The 19235-nt window shown below is 73.8% G+C and carries 20 protein-coding genes and 1 tRNA gene; 16 read left to right on the top strand and 5 right to left on the bottom strand.

What is annotated here, in order from left to right:
• Positions 1 to 199 precede the first annotated feature (199 nt).
• Complete coding sequence (gene sppA / locus ABZ249_RS28755) at positions 200 to 1921, bottom strand: signal peptide peptidase SppA (RefSeq protein ID WP_355269062.1); 1722 nt, start codon at positions 1919 to 1921, stop codon at positions 200 to 202.
• Between the two features lie 194 nt (positions 1922 to 2115).
• Between sppA and ABZ249_RS28750 the strand changes: the two genes are divergently transcribed.
• From ABZ249_RS28750 to ABZ249_RS28735, 4 genes are all read left to right on the top strand, one after another.
• The gene (locus ABZ249_RS28750; RefSeq protein ID WP_220562923.1) at positions 2116 to 2799 is read left to right on the top strand and encodes a hypothetical protein; all 684 of its coding nucleotides are present in this window, start codon (positions 2116 to 2118) and stop codon (positions 2797 to 2799) included.
• Positions 2800 to 2922: 123 nt separating this feature from the next.
• Positions 2923 to 4278, top strand: coding sequence for a pitrilysin family protein (locus ABZ249_RS28745; protein ID WP_355269060.1), 1356 nt, complete (start codon positions 2923 to 2925; stop codon positions 4276 to 4278).
• Positions 4279 to 4313: 35 nt separating this feature from the next.
• Complete coding sequence (locus ABZ249_RS28740; RefSeq protein ID WP_355269058.1) at positions 4314 to 5660, top strand: pitrilysin family protein; 1347 nt, start codon at positions 4314 to 4316, stop codon at positions 5658 to 5660.
• A gap of 361 nt (positions 5661 to 6021) precedes the next feature.
• Positions 6022 to 7275 (top strand): serine/threonine-protein kinase, encoded by a 1254-nt coding sequence (locus ABZ249_RS28735; protein WP_355269056.1) that lies wholly within the window; start codon positions 6022 to 6024, stop codon positions 7273 to 7275.
• A 40-nt stretch (positions 7276 to 7315) separates the two neighbouring features.
• Here ABZ249_RS28735 and ABZ249_RS28730 read toward each other — a convergent pair.
• Together ABZ249_RS28730 and bcp are read right to left on the bottom strand one after the other, a co-directional pair.
• A tRNA-Leu gene (locus ABZ249_RS28730) sits at positions 7316 to 7390 on the bottom strand.
• Between the two features lie 102 nt (positions 7391 to 7492).
• Positions 7493 to 7975: a thioredoxin-dependent thiol peroxidase gene (gene bcp, locus ABZ249_RS28725; RefSeq protein WP_355269054.1), complete on the bottom strand. Its 483-nt coding sequence runs from the start codon at positions 7973 to 7975 to the stop codon at positions 7493 to 7495.
• A 205-nt stretch (positions 7976 to 8180) separates the two neighbouring features.
• Between bcp and ABZ249_RS28720 the strand changes: the two genes are divergently transcribed.
• Positions 8181 to 9302 (top strand): CDP-alcohol phosphatidyltransferase family protein, encoded by a 1122-nt coding sequence (locus tag ABZ249_RS28720; protein ID WP_355269052.1) that lies wholly within the window; start codon positions 8181 to 8183, stop codon positions 9300 to 9302.
• A 17-nt stretch (positions 9303 to 9319) separates the two neighbouring features.
• Positions 9320 to 9718 carry a DUF3618 domain-containing protein gene (locus ABZ249_RS28715; protein ID WP_220562917.1) on the top strand — a complete coding sequence of 133 codons (399 nt, stop codon included), beginning with the start codon at positions 9320 to 9322 and terminating at the stop codon, positions 9716 to 9718.
• A gap of 80 nt (positions 9719 to 9798) precedes the next feature.
• Here the strand turns inward: ABZ249_RS28715 and ABZ249_RS28710 are convergent, their stop codons facing one another.
• Positions 9799 to 11037, bottom strand: coding sequence for an alanine racemase (locus ABZ249_RS28710; protein WP_355269049.1), 1239 nt, complete (start codon positions 11035 to 11037; stop codon positions 9799 to 9801).
• Positions 11038 to 11253: 216 nt separating this feature from the next.
• On the opposite strand from ABZ249_RS28710, the gene purU reads away from it, so the two are divergent.
• From purU to amaP, 8 genes are all read left to right on the top strand, one after another.
• The gene (gene purU, locus ABZ249_RS28705; RefSeq protein WP_355269047.1) at positions 11254 to 12138 is read left to right on the top strand and encodes a formyltetrahydrofolate deformylase; all 885 of its coding nucleotides are present in this window, start codon (positions 11254 to 11256) and stop codon (positions 12136 to 12138) included.
• A gap of 279 nt (positions 12139 to 12417) precedes the next feature.
• A complete protein-coding gene (locus tag ABZ249_RS28700) occupies positions 12418 to 12618 on the top strand; it encodes a CsbD family protein (RefSeq protein ID WP_220562914.1) in 201 nt (66 codons plus the stop codon).
• 58 nt (positions 12619 to 12676) lie between these two features.
• Entirely contained in the window at positions 12677 to 13162 is a 486-nt protein-coding gene (locus ABZ249_RS28695; RefSeq protein WP_220562913.1) for an Asp23/Gls24 family envelope stress response protein, read from the top strand.
• Between the two features lie 2 nt (positions 13163 to 13164).
• A complete protein-coding gene (locus ABZ249_RS28690) occupies positions 13165 to 13488 on the top strand; it encodes a hypothetical protein (RefSeq protein ID WP_220562912.1) in 324 nt (107 codons plus the stop codon).
• 24 nt (positions 13489 to 13512) lie between these two features.
• Positions 13513 to 13686: a hypothetical protein gene (locus ABZ249_RS28685; protein WP_220562911.1), complete on the top strand. Its 174-nt coding sequence runs from the start codon at positions 13513 to 13515 to the stop codon at positions 13684 to 13686.
• An 11-nt stretch (positions 13687 to 13697) separates the two neighbouring features.
• Positions 13698 to 14069 carry an Asp23/Gls24 family envelope stress response protein gene (locus ABZ249_RS28680; protein WP_355269044.1) on the top strand — a complete coding sequence of 124 codons (372 nt, stop codon included), beginning with the start codon at positions 13698 to 13700 and terminating at the stop codon, positions 14067 to 14069.
• A gap of 86 nt (positions 14070 to 14155) precedes the next feature.
• Positions 14156 to 14761 (top strand): DUF6286 domain-containing protein, encoded by a 606-nt coding sequence (locus ABZ249_RS28675; RefSeq protein ID WP_220562909.1) that lies wholly within the window; start codon positions 14156 to 14158, stop codon positions 14759 to 14761.
• Between the two features lie 2 nt (positions 14762 to 14763).
• A complete protein-coding gene (gene amaP, locus ABZ249_RS28670; RefSeq protein ID WP_355269042.1) occupies positions 14764 to 15354 on the top strand; it encodes an alkaline shock response membrane anchor protein AmaP in 591 nt (196 codons plus the stop codon).
• Positions 15355 to 15405: 51 nt separating this feature from the next.
• Here amaP and ABZ249_RS28665 read toward each other — a convergent pair whose 3' ends face one another.
• A complete protein-coding gene (locus tag ABZ249_RS28665; RefSeq protein WP_355269040.1) occupies positions 15406 to 16659 on the bottom strand; it encodes an amidohydrolase family protein in 1254 nt (417 codons plus the stop codon).
• A gap of 152 nt (positions 16660 to 16811) precedes the next feature.
• On the opposite strand from ABZ249_RS28665, the gene ABZ249_RS28660 reads away from it, so the two are divergent.
• Positions 16812 to 17645 carry a MurR/RpiR family transcriptional regulator gene (locus tag ABZ249_RS28660; RefSeq protein ID WP_355269038.1) on the top strand — a complete coding sequence of 278 codons (834 nt, stop codon included), beginning with the start codon at positions 16812 to 16814 and terminating at the stop codon, positions 17643 to 17645.
• A 170-nt stretch (positions 17646 to 17815) separates the two neighbouring features.
• Positions 17816 to 19228 (top strand): sodium:solute symporter family protein, encoded by a 1413-nt coding sequence (locus ABZ249_RS28655; RefSeq protein WP_355269036.1) that lies wholly within the window; start codon positions 17816 to 17818, stop codon positions 19226 to 19228.
• Positions 19229 to 19235 lie beyond the last annotated feature (7 nt).

The following is a 19235-nucleotide window of genomic DNA, read 5'->3' as shown; positions in this document are numbered from 1 at the left end:
GTCCAGGTAAGGACCGGTCGCCACCGGGTCGCCCACCCCGTCACCCCCCCGCTCGTGCGTGTACGTCCATCGCCCCGATCATCCCGTACCGGGCGCCCTCCCGTGCCCCGTCCGCCGTACGGGTCCTCCTGCCGCGCGGCGGCCCCGCCCGCCGGACCCGGCCGGAGAGGGGACGCCGCGGGGCGCCGCGCTCCGGCGGCTACAGCAGCCGTCCGGGGTCGGGCATGGTGAGGGGGCCGGCCTCGGGCAGGCCCAGGGCGGCGGCGACGCGGCGCAGCGGGCCCCAGGCGCTCAGGGAGCTCTGCGGCTGGGCGGCGGCCGGGTCCTCGCTGGACTCGTGCGGGCGCAGCCGGTCCAGCGGGTTCTGGCGCGGGAACGGGCGCAGCGGCAGCGCGCGGCCGCCCGCCTTCTCCCGGGCGATGCGCACCGCCGTCTCCAGCCCGCCCAGCGTGTCCACCAGGCCGCGCTCGGCGGCGTCCCGGCCGGTCCACACCCGTCCCCGGGCCACCTCGTGCACCTCGTCCCGGCTCATGCCCCGCGCCGCGGCGACCTTGCCGGTGAAGTCCTCGTACACCCGGTCCAGCAGGTTGTCGACCCGCTCCCACTCCGACTCGCTGAACGGCCGGTCGGAGTCGAACATCCCGGCGTGCTCGCCGACGGCCACCGTGTCGCTGGTGATCCCGTACCGCTCCAGCAGCGGCCCCACCACCGGCTTGCCGACGATGACGCCGATGGACCCGGTCAGCGTGCCCGGCTGGGCCACGATCGCGTCCGAGGCCAGCGTCACGTAGTAGCCGCCCGACCCGGCGATGTCGCCCATCGTCACCACCACCGGGATGCCCGCCTCGCGGGTCAGCTCCGCCTCGCGGCGGATGGCGTCGGAGGCCGTGGGCGACCCGCCCCGGCTGTCCACCCGGAACACCACCGCCTTGACGTGCGGGTCGCGGCGGGCGGCCCGGAACGCCGCGCACACCGTGTCCGAGCCCATCACCGTGCCGCCGCCCAGCGGCGAGCGGCGGGTGCGCCCCAGGCTGATCGCCCCGGTGGCGGTGATCAGGGCGATGTGGTCGGCGTCCCCGCCCACCCGCGGGAGCGGCCCCGGGGTGTTGCGGCGGTGGTAGCGGGTGACGAAGGCGAGCCGCGGCTCGGGGCCGTCCTGGCCGCGCACCCGGGACAGCAGGTCGGCGTAGATCTCGTCGCGGTAGGCCAGGCGGTCCACCAGGCCGTGCCCGACCGCCTCGTCGCCCATGAACGGCCCCCGGGAGAGCAGGTCGCGCACCTCGTCGGCGGAGAGCGGGCGGGCCGCGGCCACGCCCTCGACCAGCTGGTCGCCCAGCGAGGTGACGATCCGCTCGGTCGCCTCCCGGTGGGCGTCGGTGAACCCGGTCTCGGTGACCCCGTTGAGCGCGTTCTTGTACTCGTACCGCTTGCCGACCTCGTAGTCCAGGCCCACCTTGTCCAGGGCGCCCTTGACGAAGGTGCTCTTGAGCCGCAGGCCGGTCAGCCCCAGCACGCCGGTGGGCGCCATGACGATCTCGGAGAAGGCGCAGGCCAGGTAGTAGGGCAGGTTGCCGTCGCCCGCCTCGCCGAAGGAGTCGGCCCAGGCCAGGGCGGGCTTGCCGGACGCGCGGAAGTCGGCGACGCACGCGCGCAGCTCCTGCACCTTGGCGAACCCCAGGGAGCGGGCGTCCACCCGCACCAGCAGAGCGGCCACGCCCGGGTCGCGGGCGCCGCGGCGGATCCCCTCCACCACGTCCAGGTAGTGCTGGCGCCGGCGGTTGACGAGCTGGCCGATCGGGTCCCCGGGGGCCTCGTCGGCGACCCCCTCGGTCAGGTCCAGCTCCAGCACCAGGGGTCCGTCCCTGCGGGGGCCGAACCGGTCGAGGGACAAGGGTTGCGTGATCTTCGCGAGGTCCACCATGGCCCCAGGGTAGTCGGCGGGGCCCCGCCGGGAGGGGCGCCCGCGGCCACCTGTGGACGACGGGGCCGGGGGCGGACCGCGCGGCGCGGGGAGAGGTCCCCGGGCGTCCCGCGACGGGTGAGTATTACCGGAACATGCCCTAAGGTCGACTGTGTTCTGACCGGCGGAACGCACGGCTTGAGAGGGACGAGGCGATGGCGGGCATCCACGGGCGAGGGGATCGGACGCGCGGCGCGCGCGCCGCGGGAGCGGCGGCCGCGGCGGCCTCCCTGCTGCTGCTCACGGCCTGCTCCGGGGGTTCCGACGAGGGCGGCGGCGAGGAGTCCGGCCTGGAGATGGGCGCCAGCGGCGTCGTTCCGGCCGTCGAACCGCCCGGCCCCGAGGGGTTCGCCTCCCAGACCATCGACGGCATCACGATCGACATGCCCGAGGGCTGGGAGATCCAGAACGAGGGCGGCACCCTGTGCGCCAGCCCGCCCGGGCAGGCCGCCTGCGCCTACGGGTCCATCCGCCTCACCCCGCGGGCCGCGGAGAACAACCCGCGGGAATGGCCCAAGAAGGGCGACGCCCACGCCAAGGACGACGGCTGGGCGGACGACACGAGCAGCTGCCGCAGCCTCAACACCGCGGCCTCCGGCGGTATCGGCGTCTCCGGGGCGGAGCTGACGGTCTCCGACTTCACCACGCACGCCAACGACCTCAAGTCCCACCACTCCGTGTGGCGGGTGACCTGCGCCAACGACGACACCTTCGAGGTGCGCATGTGGTTCCTGCCGATCAGCGACGTGCTGCTCTACGTGTGGTCGGCCGACTCCCAGTACAGCGCCGTCTACGACCAGGTGGCGGCCTCGATGAACACCGACGGCTACAGCAACTGATCCCGGGCCGGTGCGCCTGTTCGGGTGTCCACCGGGTGTCCGGAGGCCGTAGGGTCGTAGTCGTCACCGCTTCGGCGCGGTGACCGGCTACAGGCGACGGCGTGAATCGGGGTGCATGCACTGGTGACCGGCATCGGAGCGGCGGGACGGTTGGTTCAGTACAGGCTGGAGAACGGGATGCGCCTGGTGACCGCGCCCGCCTCCACCGGCCAGGTGGCGGCCGTGAACCTGTGGTACGGGGTCGGGTCCCGCCACGAGGTGCCCGGCCGGACCGGGTTCGCCCACCTCTTCGAGCACCTGATGTTCCAGGGCAGCGGCAACGTCGCCAAGGGCGAGCACTTCGAGGAGATCGAGCGCCTGGGCGGCGACATCAACGCCTCCACCTCGAGCGACCGCACCAACTACTACGAGACGGTCCCCGCCCACGCCCTGGACCGGATCCTGTGGCTGGAGGCCGACCGCCTGGCGACCCTGCGCGACGGGATGACCCAGGAGGTGCTGGACAACCAGCGCGACGTGGTCAAGAACGAGCGCCGCCAGCGCTACGACAACCAGCCCTACGGGACCGCCCTGGAGCGCATCCTGCGCCTGGCCTACCCCGAGGGCCACCCCTACCACCACCCGACCATCGGCTCCATGGCCGACCTGGACGCGGCGGACCTGGACTACGTCAAGTCCTTCCACAAGGCCCACTACGGCCCCGACAACTGCGTCATCACCGTGGTCAGCGAGCTGGACCCCGAGGACGTGCGGGCCCGGGTGGAGAAGTACTTCGGGGACATCCCGGCCCGCGAGGAGGTCCCGCAGGCCCCCGACGCGGTCCTGCGCGCCCCGCTGGGCGGCCCGCTGCGCGACCTGGTCGTGGAGACCGTCCCGGCCGCCGGGGTGTTCCTGTGCTACCGCGCCCCCGCCTACGGCGAGCGCGGGTTCGACGTCGCCCACCTGCTCTCGGCCGTGCTCGGCCAGGGCCAGGGCAGCCGCCTGTACCGGTCCCTGGTCGTGGACCGCCCCATCGCCGCCGACGACGGCGGCGCCGCCGCCGACGTCCTGCCGTTCCGCTACACCGACAGCCTGCTGCTGGTGAACATGCTCGCCCGCGAGAACGTGGACGGCGACACCCTGGAGGCCGAGATCCTCGCCGAGGTCGCCAAGGTCGCCCAGGGCGTCACCGAGGAGGAGCTCGACCGGGCGCGCGCGGTCCTGGAGCGGGACCACCTGCAGTCCATCTCCGGCCCCGCCGGGCTGGCCGACGCGATCAGCTCCTGCACGCAGCTGTTCGACGACCCCGAGCTGGCCCTGACCTGGCCGGCCCGGTGGCAGGACATCACGGCCGAGGAGGTGCGGGCCGCCGCCGAGCGGCTGCTCGTCGACGAGAACAGGCTCGTCGTCCGGTTCGACCCCGAGCCCGCGGCCGCCGCCGAGGCGCTGGAGGCCGAGGCGCAGGCCTCCGCCGCGGCCGCCGACGCCGCCGACGCCTGAGTCCCGCCGAGCCACCACAGAAAGAGTCTCTGAGCATGTCGCAGAACCGCCCGGACCTCGGTACCCCGGCTTCCTACACCTTTCCCCGGCCTGAGCGGATCACCGTCGGCGGCGGCACGGTCGTCGCGATCGACGTCCCCGGCCAGTACCTCGCCTCCGTGCGGCTGGTGCACCCCTACGGCGGCGCGGTCGAGCCGCTCGACGCCATGGGCGTGGGCGCCCTGACCAGCGAGGTGCTGGAGGACGGCCCCGACGGCAACAGCTCCCTGGCCCCGGCCCTGGAGCGGCACGGCGCCGAGTGGGTGTCCCGCATCAACTGGGACGGGTTCATCACCGGCGTGGACGCCCCGGTGGGCCGCCTGGGCGAGGCCGTCCGGCTCTTCGCCGACGCGGTGCGCCGCCCCGCGCTGGTGCCCGACGACATCGTCCGGCGCCGCGAGCAGCTGCTGGAGCGCTTCTGGCTGGAGGCCGCCACCGCCAGCACCCTGGCCATGCGCAGCCTCGGCGGGCAGCTGTTCACCGGCCGCTACGCCACTCCGCTGGCCGGCGGCCCGGTCAAGCTGGCCGACATCACCCCCGAGGCCGTCGCGGCCTACCACGCCGACACCCTGGCCTCCGTCGCGGGCACCCTGGTGGTGGTCGGCGACCTGAGCGGCGTCGACCTGGTGGAGCTGGGCAAGACCGTGTTCGGGGACACCGCGCCGGCGCCCGCGCGGACCATCACCGAGCCCGCGCCGCCGCCCGGGGAGCTGCCCCGCGTGCTGGTCGTCGACCGCCCCGGATCGGTGCAGTCGGCCCTGGTCATCGCGCACCGGGCGCCCTCGCGCTCGCAGGTGGACCTGCCCCGCGCCGAGGGGATCGGCGAGGTGCTGGGCGGCATGTTCACCTCCCGGCTCAACCTGGAGCTGCGCGAGCGCCTGGGCTACACCTACGGCGCCGGGGCGCGGTTCGACCTGCGCCGCGACAGCGGGGTGTTCTTCATGTCCGCGCAGGTGGAGGCGGACACCACCGCGCACTCCATCACCTCCTCCCTGGAGCAGGTGGCGAAGCTGCGCGAGGGCGGTGTCACCGAGGAGGAGCTGGCCGCGGTGCGCGACGCCAACACGGTCGGCCTGCCGGTGACCTACTCCACCGCCCGCTCGATGGCCGGGGCCCTGGTGGACATGGTCGTCCACGACCTGCCCGACGACCACGTGGACACCGTCCGGGCCGGGTACGAGCGGCTCACCAAGAAGGACCTGGACTCGGCCGCGGTCGAGTACCTGCGCCCCGAGGAGGCCGTGGTGATCGTCGTCGGCGACGCCGAGCGGCTGCGCTCCCCGCTCGCCGGGACCGGCGTCGGCCCGATCGAGGTGCGCACCCCCGACGAGCTCTGGGTGTGAAACCCGGGACGCGGGTGAACCGATGCGCCTCCGGGCGCGTCCCATCCGGACGTGGGCCCCTCCTGACCCGGGACGGGTGAAGGAGGGGCCGGCGATGCATGGGTTCGCTCTCCCCGGACATAACGAAAGCGAACCTATGTGCCGGTGTTATGGCAACGTCCGGCAGGGCCCCGACGTCCTGCTGGTATAACGAGTGATCCGTGCACCTACGTGGTGACAGCGACCGCAATGCTCCGCAGGAGGCCACCATGGCCGGTGAATGGACCCGTGGATAACAGTGTCCTCCCTAGACAACCCCCACACACAGCGCCCGGGGCCGGCGCCAGATTCCGGGCGCCCGCAGGATCCGCAGGAGGCCCCGGTGGCCGCGCCTGAGGGGCGCCTGCTGAAGGGGCGCTACCAGCTGGTCTCGGAGATCGCCCGGGGCGGCGTGGGGACCGTGTGGCGCGCCGTCGACCTGGTGATCGACCGCGAGGTAGCGGTCAAGGAGCTGCGCCTCCCCGAATCCCTGAGCCGGTCCGACCGCGAGTCCCTGCTCCAGCGCACCACCCGCGAGGCCCGCGTGGCCGGGCGGCTGAGCCACCCCAGCCTCATCACGGTCCTCGACGTGGTCGACGAGGACGGCCGGCCGTGGATCGTCATGGAGCTGCTGGAGGCCTCCACGCTGGAGGAGATCATCGACGTCGGCGGCCCGCTGCCCTACCAGCGGGTGGCCGAGATCGGGCTGCAGCTCATCGACGCCCTCAAGGTCGCGCACAACGAGGGCATCGTGCACCGCGACGTCAAGCCCGGCAACGTGATGATCACCAGCGGCGGCCGCGTGGTGCTCACCGACTTCGGCCTGGCGGCGTGGAACGGCGAGTCCGCGCTCAGCGAGTCCGGCCGCATCGTGGGCTCCCCGGCGTACCTGTCGCCGGAGCGGGCCAAGGCGGGCCCGGTCGGCCCGGCCTCGGACCTGTGGTCGCTGGGCGCCACCCTGTACGCGGCGGTGGAGGGGCACACGCCCTACGACCGCAAGGGCTACATCAAGATCCTGCGGCAGGAGCCGCTGGAGGAGCCCGCCCCGGCGTCCAAGGCGGGCCCGCTGGCGCCGGCGCTGGCCGGGCTGCTCAAGGTGGAGGCCGCCGAGCGGCTGACCGCGGACAACGCCGCCAAGATGCTGCGCATCGCGGCGCTGGCCCCGTGGAGCACCGAGGCGGGCGAGCGCGCGGACGCGCCCGAGGCCGCGATGGCCGCCGGGCCGGCGGAGCCGGCGGCGTCCGGGGAGGCCCCCGGGGCCGCCGCGGAGAAGGCCGCCTCCGGGGCCGGGACGGCCGACGAGGGCGCCGGGGAGGCGGGGGCCGCGGTCCCCGAGCAGCGCGAGTCGGCCCGGGAGCACTTCAAGGCGGGCGGCCGGGTGCTGGCCGAGAACATCAGCGACCGGCTGCGCAACAGCCCGGAGGCGATGAGCGCGTTCGTGGCCTCGCTGCGCGAGTCCACCGACACCCTGGGGCTCACCAACCCCGGGCGGCACGCCGGCAGGACCGGTGCGGGAGCCCCGGCGCGGGTCGCCGCGGTGGCGGTGGGCGTGCTGGTGCTGCTGGCGATCGTCCTGTGGGCCCTGCTGGGCCGCTGACGCGGAGCGGGCGCCCCCGGGCGGGGGCGTCCCGAGTGGGTGGGGCCGGCGGGACTCGAACCCGCACTGTACAGCACCTAAAGCTGCCGTCTCCTGCCAATTGGACTACGGCCCCCGGGCGTGCCCGTGGGCACAACTGTACCGGGATCGGCGGGGGACCCGGCCGCCGGGCCGCGGGACTCCGCGACCCTGCGGCCGGGCGGGCCGGAGGGGCCGGTCAGACGCCCAGCTCCTTCTTGACGCGGTCGACGTGGCCGGTGGCCTTCACGTTGTAGAAGGCCTTGGCGACCTTGCCGTCGGGGCCGACGATCACCGTGGAGCGGATGACGCCCTGGACGAGGCGGCCGTAGTTCTTCTTCTCCCCGAAGGCGCCGTAGGCCCGCAGGGTCTCCTTGCCGGGGTCGCCGACGAGGGTGAAGGTCAGGCCCTCCTGGTCGCGGAACTTCGCCAGCTTGTCCGTGGTGTCGGGGGACACGCCGATGACGGTGAAGCCGGCGGCGTCGAAGTCGCGGAGGTTGTCGCGGAAGTCGCAGGCCTCGGTGGTGCAGCCGGGTGTCATGGCGGCGGGGTAGAAGTAGAGCACGACGCTCTTGCCGGTCCGGGCCAGGACCTCGCTGAGCGTCACGGACTCACCGTCGGCGTCCTCCAGGGTGAAGTCGGGGGCCTGGTCGCCGGGCTCCAGCCGGATGGGGTCGCTCACGTGGGATTCCTCTCTGTCGCCGGGCGCCGGTGCGGCCCCGGTCTGCCTCGCCGACAACACTAACGACCCTGTGGTGTCGGGGCCGGAGGAGTCCCGTGCTTCGGTTGCGATTCCGGTTCGGTTCATACGCTTTGGGATCGGGCGGCGGTTCGATCACCTATTGTTGACGCACTTCACGATTGGTCGGTTGGGAGTCTCGGCACCGATGCCTGCATTCACGCTCGACGAGGTCAGGGACCGCACGCTCAAGGAGCGCGATTCCTGGTGGACGGTGTACCTCGTGGACCCGATCGCGGTCCGCCTGGTACGGCCGGTCGCCAACCGCACCTCCGTCACCCCCAACCAGCTCACGGTGCTGGCGCTCTTCCTGGGCCTGGGCGCGGCGGTGTGCTTCGCCCTGGGCTACCGCGAGTTCCTGCTGCTGGGCGCGGTCCTGTACTACCTGTCGTTCCTGGTGGACTGCATGGACGGCAAGCTGGCCCGGCTGACCGGCACCGAGTCGGTGTTCGGCGCCTGGGTGGACTACGTGACCGACCGGTTCCGGGTGCTGGTGTGCGTGGTGGCCCTGATGGGCGGCCAGTACGTGGTGGCCGAGGAGGCCGACCCGGGCGCGGACCCGGTGTGGTTCGTGTGGCTGGCCCTGGCCGTGGTGTTCCTGGACATGCTGCGCTACCTCAACGCGCTCCAGGTGTACAAGGTGCGCCGGGAGATGCGCTCGCACCTGGCGGCGGCGCTGGAGCGGGCGCGGGCGACCCTGTCGATGCTGGGCCCGGACGAGGACGACACCTCCGCGGCGACCGGCGCGGGCGGGCGCACCATGAGCGACGGCGGCGAGCAGGCGGTGCTGCGGCACGGCATCTCGGTGCTGGAGGACATCCTGCGCACCCAGACCGAGCGGGAGAACCGCAACCGGCGCACGGCGGGCAAGCAGCCGGACCTGACCCTGCCCAAAGTGGACCTGCACCAGGAGTTCCGTACGCGCTTCCCCTGGTACCAGCGGTTCTGGTCGGCGCTCAACGCGCGCCGGGTGCGCACTCACCTGGTCGGCGGCATCGAGTTCCAGATGGCGGTGTTCGTGATCGCCCCGGTGGTGGTCGCGCTGGCGGGCGCCCCGTCCGCTATCGGCTGGATCACCGCGGTGGCGGGTGTTTTGCTCCTCGCGTTCGAGATCGCCATCATCTATAAACTGTGGTTGTCCACGCGGGACTTCTTCCGCGTGGTCGACGGAATCGACGGCGCGCTGAGATTCTCCGGTCCGTCCGACGGCGCGGAGGACGAGGGCCGGGACACCGGCTCGGACACGGGATCTCACACGACTCTGCGCTAATGAGAGAGGCGGCCCAGATGGCGGCAGGCGATACCGAACCGCGCCGGACCCCGGCCGAGATCGAGGCCGAGATCAACCGCGAGCAGCGGCGACTCGCCGAGACCATCGACGAGTTGGTGGTCACGGCCAAGCCCGCGAACATCGCGCGGCGCCAGGTCGCGAAGGCCAAGGAGACGGGCGGCCGGATCCTGGACGAGGCGCGGGCCCTGGTCGTCGGCGGCGGCGCGGTGCGGGTGGAGAGCCACCTGGTCGAGCCCGAGGAGGGCAGCATCCTCCTCAGGGGCGACGAGGAGGTCGTGACCACCTACCAGTCGCGCAGGCGGCTTCCCCCCGAGGCCGTGATCCTCGCGGTGGGCGTCGGCGCGGTCATCGCGGTCGGCGTGGTGGCCCTGATCGCGCGGCGCAGGCGCGCGTAGGCCCGGCGGACGCACGGACGAACGGAAGGAGGGGCCCGCGCCCGTGGCGCGGGCCCCTCCGGCGTTTCGGCGGACCCCCCTCACAGGAAGGTCCGGCCCTCGCCCCGGTAGGTGGGGACGGCGCGCACGTAGGCGCCGGTGTCGGAGTCGATGAGGTGCAGGGTGTCGAACCGCTCGCACAGCTCGCCGGCCTTGGTGTGGCGCATCCACACCCGGTCGCCGATCTCCAGCGTGTCGGCCGCGGCGCCCAGCAGCGGGGTCTGCACCTCGCCGGCCCCCTCGTTGGCGCTGTAGGACAGCCCGGCCGGCAGGTGGGGGACGGGCAGGCGCAGGGGGTCCGCGGGCCCGGAGGCGAGGTAGCCGCCGCCCAGCGCGGTCACCGCGCCGCGGGCGGGGCGGCGCACGACGGGCAGCGCGAACAGGGCGGCCGGTCGGCCCCGGAAGGCGCTGTAGTAGTCGAAGAGGTGCGGGTGGTACAGGCCGGACCCGGCGCCGAGCTCGGTGACGGCCTTCTCCCGGCCGGTGGTGTGCAGGCTGCCGGTGCCGCCGCCGTTGACGAAGCGGAGTGGGGCGACCTCGCGGACGGCGCGGACGATGGCGGCGCGGCGCTTGGCCAGTTCGACGGCGGAGCGGTGCTGGACGGCGCGCAGGACGCGGCCGAAGAGGGGGCGCCCGGGCGGGGCGTCGCCGACCCCGGCGATCTGCGCCTCGTAGGCCATGATCCCGTCCAGGTGCAGCTCCGGGCGGCGCACCACGGCGCGGGCCAGGGCCGCGGCCTGCGCGGGGGTGCGCACGGGCGAGCGCAGGCTGCCGATGCGCACCCGCGGGCCGAGCGGCTGCCAGCTGGTGTCGATGTCCAGGCAGACCCGGACGGGGGGCGCGTCGGAGGGCCGGGTGCCGTCGCGCTCGGCGGCGGCCACGGCCCGGGAGACGAGGTCCAGGTGGGCGGTGTCGTCGACCATGAGGGTGACGGAGCCCAGGGCCGCGGGGTCGGCGGCCAGGCGGGCCAGGGCCTCGGTGTCGGCGGTGGGGTAGGCGACCAGGATGTCGCGGCCGAGGGGGCCGCCGGGGTCCCCCTGGGCGAGCCAGAGCGCCTCGGGCAGGGTGAAGGCCATGACACCCTCGTAGCCGGGCGTCTCCAGCACGGTGCGCATCAGCTCGCGGCAGCGCACCGACTTGCTGGCGACCCGGATGGGCCTGCCGTGCGCGCGGCCGGTGAGGGCGGCCGCGTTGGCGCGGAAGGCGGCCAGGTCGACCACGGCGAAGGGGGCCTGGAGTTCGCGCGTCGCGGCCTCGTACTTCTCACGCAGGCTTGTCATGCCTCCGAGGATGCCAGAACATGAATCCTTTTCATATTCCCTGGGCGGAAATCGTATGGTCCGCCGGAATCGCCCTGCTGTGCCCGGAGGCGCGCCCGCGCCGGGTGCGCCGGCCGCCACCGCTTCCGGGCCGGGCCCCCGCGACGCCCCCGCGGCGGATATCCTGGGACGTCACGGCCGTACGGCCGGTCCGACCCCAGAAACGGTTTTCTCTCCATGAGCGAGCGCGAGTACATCCTGACCCTGGCGTGCCCCGACAGCCGCGGCATCGTCGCGGCGGTGGCCAACCTGCTCTCCGACCACGGCTGCAACATCACCGAGAGCCAGCAGTACGGCGACCACTACACCGGCCGCTTCTTCCTGCGCATGCAGTTCGTGGCCGAGGCGGGCGAGCGGGGGGTCGTCGGCGAGGACGACCTGCGCGGCGCCTTCGCGGCGCTGGCCGGGGACTTCGGCGGCGCCGGCGGGACCTCCGTGGAGTGGACGCTCAGCCCGCGCGACGTGCGCCCCCGCATGATCGTGATGGTCTCCAAGTTCGGGCACTGCCTCAACGACCTGCTCTACCGGCACCGCAGCGGCCTGCTGGACATCGACATCGCCGCTGTGGTCTCCAACCACCCGGACCTGGAGTTCCTGGCCGACTCCTACGGGGTGGACTTCCACCACCTGCCGGTGACCCCGCAGACCAAGGGCGAGCAGGAGGCCCGGCTGCTGGAGCTGGTCGGCTCCTACGACGTCGACCTGGTGGTGCTGGCCCGGTACATGCAGGTGCTGTCCGAGAAGCTGTGCACCAAGATGTCGGGGCGGATCATCAACATCCACCACTCGTTCCTGCCGAGCTTCAAGGGCGCCCGGCCCTACCACCAGGCGCACGCGCGCGGCGTGAAGCTCATCGGCGCCACCGCCCACTACGTCACCGCCGACCTCGACGAGGGGCCGATCATCGAGCAGGAGGTGGCCCGGGTGGACCACACCGACAGCCCCGAGAAGCTCACCGAGATCGGCCGCGACCTGGAGTCGGTGGCACTGGCCCGCGCCGTCAACTGGCACGCCCAGCGGCGGGTCCTCCTCAACGGGGACAAGACCGTCGTCTTCGGGTGAGACGGTCCGCGGCCGGTTTCGGACGTTCCAGGGGCGCCTTCGGGCGCCCCTTCGTTTTCTGCCCGTGACAGGGTTCCCGGGCGGTCTTTGGGGCAGGGATGGGGATGACGTTACCTGTTCTGTCGCGCAAAACCTTACTCACAGTGCCTTGTTGGCTACCCAGAGTGTGTATATGGTGTGATCTAGTTCGAAACCCGTTCGGTCCCCGGGGAAGACGGGGCACGGGTTTCGGTCCGAAACCCCGGGACGGAACTCCCGGGCGAAGGGGCGTGAACACACATGGGCAAGCACTTCGACGACCTGGGCGGCAAGGCCAAGGAGGCCTACGGCAAGGCGGCCGGCGACCGGTCCAAGGAGGCCGAGGGCAAGGCCGACCAGGCCAAGGCGCGCGCCAAGGACACCGCCGACAAGGCCAAGGCCAAGGCGGAGGAGGCGGTCGAGAACGCCGGCGAGAAGATCAAGAACGTCTTCAAGCGCTGACGCCGCCCATACGACCGGAGCCCGAACGGGCTCGTCTGCACACTGCGTAGGGGGACCAGTGTCGGATACCAGGACCGAGGCCAGGGTGCCGGGCGCCCGCGAGGCGGACCGGCGGGGAGGGGCCGCAGAGGGCGGCCACACCCACATCGCGGACGGCGTGGTCGCCAAGATCGCGGGCATGGCAGCCCGTGAGATCGGCGGCGTGTACGCCATGGGCGGCGGCGCCGCCCGCGCCATGGGGGCCGTCAGGGACGCCGTCACCGGCGGCGGGGACAAGGGGTCGGTGGCCCGCGGCGTGTCCGTCGAGGTCGGGGAGCGGCAGACCGCCGTCGACATCGACGTCGTCGTCGAGTACGGCACCGCCATCCAGGAACTCGCCGCGGCCGTGCGCCGCAACGTCACCAACGCCATCGAGAAGATGACCGGTCTCGAGGTCACCGAGATCAACATCAGGGTGGACGACATCCACCTGCCCGATGACGACGACGGCGAGTCCGCGCGCGGCGACGGCGGCGGCGCGGACTCCTCACCCAGGGTCCAGTAGTGATGGGCGGCGTCGACGAGCCGGGGGAGATCGCCCGGCGGGTGGCCCGGGCGGCCCTGGGGTCCCCGGACGTGGTCGAACTGTCCGCGGGGTCGTTCGGGACGCTGTCCACACCCGTTCCGGGCGGCCGCGTCCGGGGGGTGGCGGTGCGTCCGGACACCGTCGAGGTCGGCGTCGTGGTCCACTTCGGGCGGCCGCTGCCCGAGATCGCGGGCGAGCTCCGCAGGGCGCTCGCCCCGGTCGCCGGCGGCCGCGCCGTCCACGTCAGCGTGGAGGACGTGGTCGCCGGGGCGGCAGGCACCCGGACCCGACCGCAAACGAGATGAGCGCTGGACATGAAGGGGGATGCCATGTGGCCCATAGTCGGACTGTCCTACGGGACGGTGCTGGGGTTGGCGGGCGCGTTCGGCGGGTTCGTGGCCTTCGCGCTCGTGCTGGTCCTGGGCCTGGCCGGATTCGTCGCGGGCCGGGCCATGGAGGGCGACGTCGACCTGAGCGAGATGTTCTCGCGGCGTTCGGCCTGACGGGCGCGGCCATGGTGGGAACACGCACACAGGACGTCCCCCGGCAGCGGGAGCACACCGCCGTCCGGGGGCGGCACGTCCGCGACGGGGAGCTGCGCGACCCCGGCGGGCGCACGGACATCGCGAGCGGGGTCGTCGAGAAGACGGCCGCCCGCGCCGTGGACGAGGTGGCCGGGGCGGGGGCGGCGAGCCGGGGCCGGGCGGTGCGCGCCCGGGTGAGCGGGGACGTCGTCCTGCTGCGCCTGCGGATCCGCGTGGACTATCCCGAACCCGTGCGCCGGATCGCCGCGCTCGTCCGCTCCCGGGTCCGGGAGCGGGTGGAGCACGTCACCGGCAAGCAGGTCCACCACATCGACATCGAGATCGCCGAAACGGTGCGCTGACCGCGCCGTTCCACCGCTCCGCGACGGCGGGCCGGGAGGGGCACGCCCTTCCGGCCCGGTCGGGGACCGCCGTACTAGGAGTTGTGATGACCACCGTGGAAGAGGTGCTCGGCCGTCCCGACCAGGGGGTCGACCGGAAGGCCAGGAGAGTGGCCGTCCACACGTTCCGCCCCCGACGGTCATGGCCCGCGGTGATCACCGGGTTCGTGATCCTCGTCGTCGCGGTCCTCGCCGCGGCCGAGGTGATCGCGGCGCTGGCGGGCAGCCCCCTGGGGCTGTTCCCCGTCGGGACCGCGACGGAGTACGCGCAGGCCACCACGTGGTCGCAGCCGTCGGTGCAGATCGCGTCCGCGCTGCTGGCCCTGATCGGGCTCGTGCTGATCGTGGCCGCGCTCGCGCCGGGGCGCGGGCACTGGACGGCGCTGCGCACCGACGACCCGGCGCTGGTCGTCGGCATGACCCGCAGCGCCCTGCGCCGGGCGGTGGCCGCCGCCGCCCAGGACGTCAGCGGCGTCGACCAGGTGGGGGTGCACGTGCGCGGCAGCCGTATCCGGGTGCAGGTGCGCACCGGGATGCGCGAGGCGCCGGAGCTGCCGGCGGAGGTCACCGCCGCCGTGGAGCGGCGGCTGGAGGAGCTGGCACCGCTGCGCAGCCTGCGGATCGCCACCCACGTCCGTTACGCGGAGGGGTGACCATGGCACGGAACAGGGCACGCAGGTCGGCCCGGGGCAACCGGCAGGGACTGCTGCTGGTGGGGGTCGTGCTGCTGGCGGCCGGCGCCGCGGCGTTCGCGGCCGGGCGCGGGGTGTTCGGCGCGGACGTGGCCGGGGACGCCCTGCTCAACGACACGGTCCGGGGCCTCCTGGCCGCCGGCTGGATGCCGTACGCGGTAGTGGCGGTGGCGTTCGTCGCCGCGTTCCTGGCACTGCGGTGGCTGCTGGTGCAGGGGTTCGACGACACGGTCGGCCGCCTGGTGCTGGAACGCGGCGCCGAGGGCCGGGTGGAGCTGCCCGAGAGCGTCGCGCGCAGCGCGCTGGAGCAGGAGGTGGCCGACTACCCGGGCGTGCGCCGGGCGCGGGCCCGCCTCACCGAGTCGGCCGAGGCGCCCCACCTGCGGCTGGCGCTGACCCTGGACGACGACGCCGACGTCGCCGGCGTGTGGCGGCGGGTGCGCTCCGAGGCGCTGGCCGACCTGCGCCGCTCCCTGGAGCTGGAGAGCATCCCGGCGGTGGTCCGCATGTCCATGACCGCCCCGGCCAAGAACCCCCGCCGCAGCCTCGCCTGACCGAGGCGGACCGGCCCCGCCCCCGCCGGGGCGGGGCCGGTCCGTGCGGTGTCAGAGGGAGTCGGCGCGCCGGTGGCGGACCAGGCCGTCCCGCAGGACGGTGCGGACGTTGCGCGCGGGGTCGGCGAGCACCGAGATGTCGGCCAGCGGATCGCCGTCGACCACGATGAGGTCGGCGCGGGCGCCCTCGCGCAGCGTGCCGACCTCCCCCTCCAGGCCGAGCAGGCGGGCGGCGTTCACGGTGGCCGCGCGCAGGACGTCCGCGGCGGGCTGCACCGTGCCGCGGATGGCGAACTCCTCGCTCTGCCGGTCCTGCATGCTCCCGAGCAGGTCGCTGCCGAAGACCAGGTTCACCCCCGCCTCGTGGGCCGCGCGCAGGGCGTCCAGCCCCCGGGCCAGCACCGTGTCGACCTTCGCCCGGCTCTCGGGGGGCAGGCCCTCCTGCTCGCCCCGCCGGGCGAGCTCCCGGTAGGTGACGAGGGTGGGCACCAGGAAGGCGTCGTGCTCCAGGAACAGCTCGATGCTGCTCTCGTCGATGAGGTTGCCGTGCTCGATGCAGCGCACGCCCAGGCGCAGGCCGCGGTTGACCGCGCGGGCGGTGTAGGCGTGGCCCGTGACGTAGCGGTTGGCCGCCTCGGCCTCCTCCACCACGGCGCGGATCTCGTCCTCGGAGGACTGGGTGGAGTCGATGCGGTCGGTGGGCGAGGCGACGCCGCCGGAGAGCATGATCTTGAGGTGGTGGGCCCCGGTGCGCAGCTGCTCGCGGGCCGCGCGGCGGAACTCGGTGGGGCCGTCGCAGACGAGGCCCGCCCCGGGGCAGCAGGCGTGGGTGTCGTTGCCCTGGCGGCCGGGGCCCCGGAAGTCGCCGTGGCCGCCGGTCTGGGACAGCGCCTTGCCGCCGAACATCAGCCGGGGGCCGTCGACGAGCCCCTCGTCGACGGCCCGGGCCAGCCCCCAGTCGCCCCCGGCGACGTCGCGGACGGTCGTGAAGCCGCGGCGGAGCATGTCGTTGAGGGAGCGGGCCGCGTAGGCGGCGACGTAGGAGGGCGCGTGGTCCATGGCCGCGCCCAGGTCGGCGCTGAAGGCGGTCGGGTGGACGTGGGCGTCGATGAGCCCGGGCATGAGGGTGGCCCCTCCCAGGTCGACGACCTCGACCGCGTCGCCGACCTCGGGGGCGGGGCCGCCGCCGCTGCGCGCGATGCGGCCGTCCTCGACCAGGAGCCAGCCGGGGGCGCGGGTCCCGGCCCCGGGGTCGAGCAGGCCTGCGCCGGTGAAGAGGGTCGTCGGGCGGGACGGGCGTGTCATGGATACCTCCGGTGGAGCGGTCCGGCGTGTGACCCACGCCTTATATGCAATATATGTTGCATCTTTTGCGGGCCGGTGCCCGGGTGGTGGTATCGCTTGGGGGAGCGGCACGCCCGCCGGGAGGTCCGGCGGACGGCCCGGACGGAGGTGCGATGGCGGACTGGATCGAGGCCGCGCTGGGGGACGGCCGGCTCGGCCGGGCCGCCGAGCGCGTGGTCCGGGTGCTCCGGGACGAGCAGAAGTTCGCCTCCTACGCCAGTACGGCGGAGGTGGCCGAACGGGCCGGCGTGAACGTCGCGACCGTGGTGCGGGCCGCGCAGACACTCGGGTTCTCCGGCTGGCCGGCGCTCCGGCTGGAGCTGCGCTCCCGCTACCTGGCCTCGCTCAGCGCGGGCGAGGTCCTGGCCGAGCACGCCGGGTCCGACGCGGACCCCGTGCGGGCCGCGTTCCGGGCGGACCGGGAGGGGCTGCGGGGCCTGGAGGCGACGATCGAGCCGGACCGGGTGCGCGCCCTGGCCGCGGCCATCCACGGCGCCCGCCGGACCGGCGTGGTGGGCTCGGGCACGTTCGCGGCCCCGGGACTGCAGCTCGCGCACGCCGCGGGGATCATGGGGTACGACGTGGTGCGCTTCGAGGTGGGAGGGACCGCGCTGGTCAGCGCGCTGGCGCGGATGGGCCCGGAGGACCTGTTCCTGGCCTGCGACCTGTGGCGGCTGCCGACCGCGCTGCGCTCGGCGGCCCGGGTGGCGGCGGGGCGGTCCGTGCCGGTGGCGGTGATCACCGACCGCCGCGACTCGCCGCTGGCGCAGGGGGCCGCCCACGTGCTGCTGGTCCCCAGCGAGGGGGTGGGGATGTTCCCCTCGCTGACCCCGGCGATGTCGGTGATCCACGCGGTCCTGGCCGAGCTGGCCCGGATCGGGGGCGAGCGGGTGCTGCGCGCGGTGCGCGACACCGAGCGCCTGTGGGAGGAGACGGAGCTCTTCTGAGCGGCCTCGGGGCGGGCCACCTGCGGCGATGGGACACGGACCCACGTGGTGTGATCAGGGTCACCCCGAATGCAATAAGTGTTGCATTTCATGGTCGGGGCTGTTTTCATGGCCCCTACCGCCGGCCCCCCGCGGTCCCCCTCCCCACCCCGAACCCCGCAAGGTGATCCATGCAAACGACCCATCTCGTGATCCTCGCCGTGTACATCGCGGCCATGCTGGGGGTCGCCCTGTACTTCCTGCGTTCGGGCAGGCTCCGCGGCGGCGACGACTTCCTGTTCGCGGGGCGCAGCCTGCCGCGCCCGGTCATGATCGCCACCATGCTCGTCACCTGGGTCGGCTCCGGGACCATCATCGGCGGCGCCAACTTCGCCTACACCTACGGCCCGACCGCGGGGATGGTCTTCTTCGCCGGGACCCCGCTGGGGATCCTGGTCCTGCTCCTGGCCGCCCGCCGGATCCGCAGGGCCTCGCGGCACACCATCCCCGAACTGCTGGAGGCGCGCTTCGGCATCGGCGTCCGCACCGTCGCCGCGGCCGTCACCACCATCGCCTACCTGGGCCTGACCGCCTCCCAGTTCGTCGGCGGCGGCTACGTGGTCAGCCTGGTCACCCCGCTGAACGCGTTCCAGGGGACGCTGCTCGTCGCGGTGGTCGTGACCGTGCTGACCATCACCGGCGGGCTCTTCTCCGTCGCCTACACCGACTTCTTCTCGGCCATCCTCATCGTGCTCGGCCTGATCGTGTCGGTGCCGCTGGTGCTCGCCGCCGTCGGCGGGCCGGGCGCCTACTGGGACGGCCTCCCCGAGCAGGCCACCACGTTCAGCGGCGGGCTCACCGCCCTCCAGCTGCTCGGCTACTTCCTCCCGCTCTTCCTGCTGCTGCTCGCCGACCAGAACATGTACCAGCGGCTCGCCGCCGCCAAGGACGAGAAGGAGGCCCGCTCCTCGACGCTCGGCATGCTGGTGGGCGGTTTCTTCGTCTTCGTCCCGGTCGTGCTGCTCGCCACGGCGGCCGCGGTCCTGATGCCCGGCATCGACGGGGACATGGCGATCCTCAGCCTGGCCTCCGAGGGCTACCTGCCCGCCGTCCTGGGCGGCCTCATCCTGGCGGGCGCGGTCGCGTTCGTCATCACCACCGGCTCCTCGTACATGCTGTCGGGGGCCTCCAACGTGGCCTACGACCTGTACGCCCGGTTCGCGGGCGAGCGGGCGGGCGAGCGCCGCAAGCTCCTGGTCCAGCGCCTGTCGGTCCTGGGCGTCGCGGTCCTGGGCGTCGCCCTCGGCCTGTTCTTCCCGACCGTGCTGGAGCTGCAGATGTACTCCTACACGATCTACGGGGCGGCGATCACCCCGGTCGTCCTGTCGGTGCTGTTCTGGAAGCGGGCGACCACCGCCGGCGCCGTCGCCGCCCTGGTGGCGGGCGCGGCCACCACCATCGGCTGGCAGGTCGCCGGCTCCCCGGGCGGGCTCAACGCCGTCATCGTGGCGCTGCCCGCGGCCCTGGTCGCGCTGGTCGCGGTCAGCCTCTGCACCCGGGCGGCCGAGCCCGCCGAACCGGCCCCGGCCGACGCCCCGGCCTGACGGCCCC

Origin of the sequence: Nocardiopsis sp. NPDC006139 (assembly GCF_040614155.1) — a bacterium.
Taxonomy (GTDB): Bacteria; Actinomycetota; Actinomycetes; order Streptosporangiales; family Streptosporangiaceae; genus Nocardiopsis; species Nocardiopsis changdeensis.
Note: the sequence above shows the minus strand (reverse complement) of the source record. Positions and strands in the feature narration are given on the sequence as shown.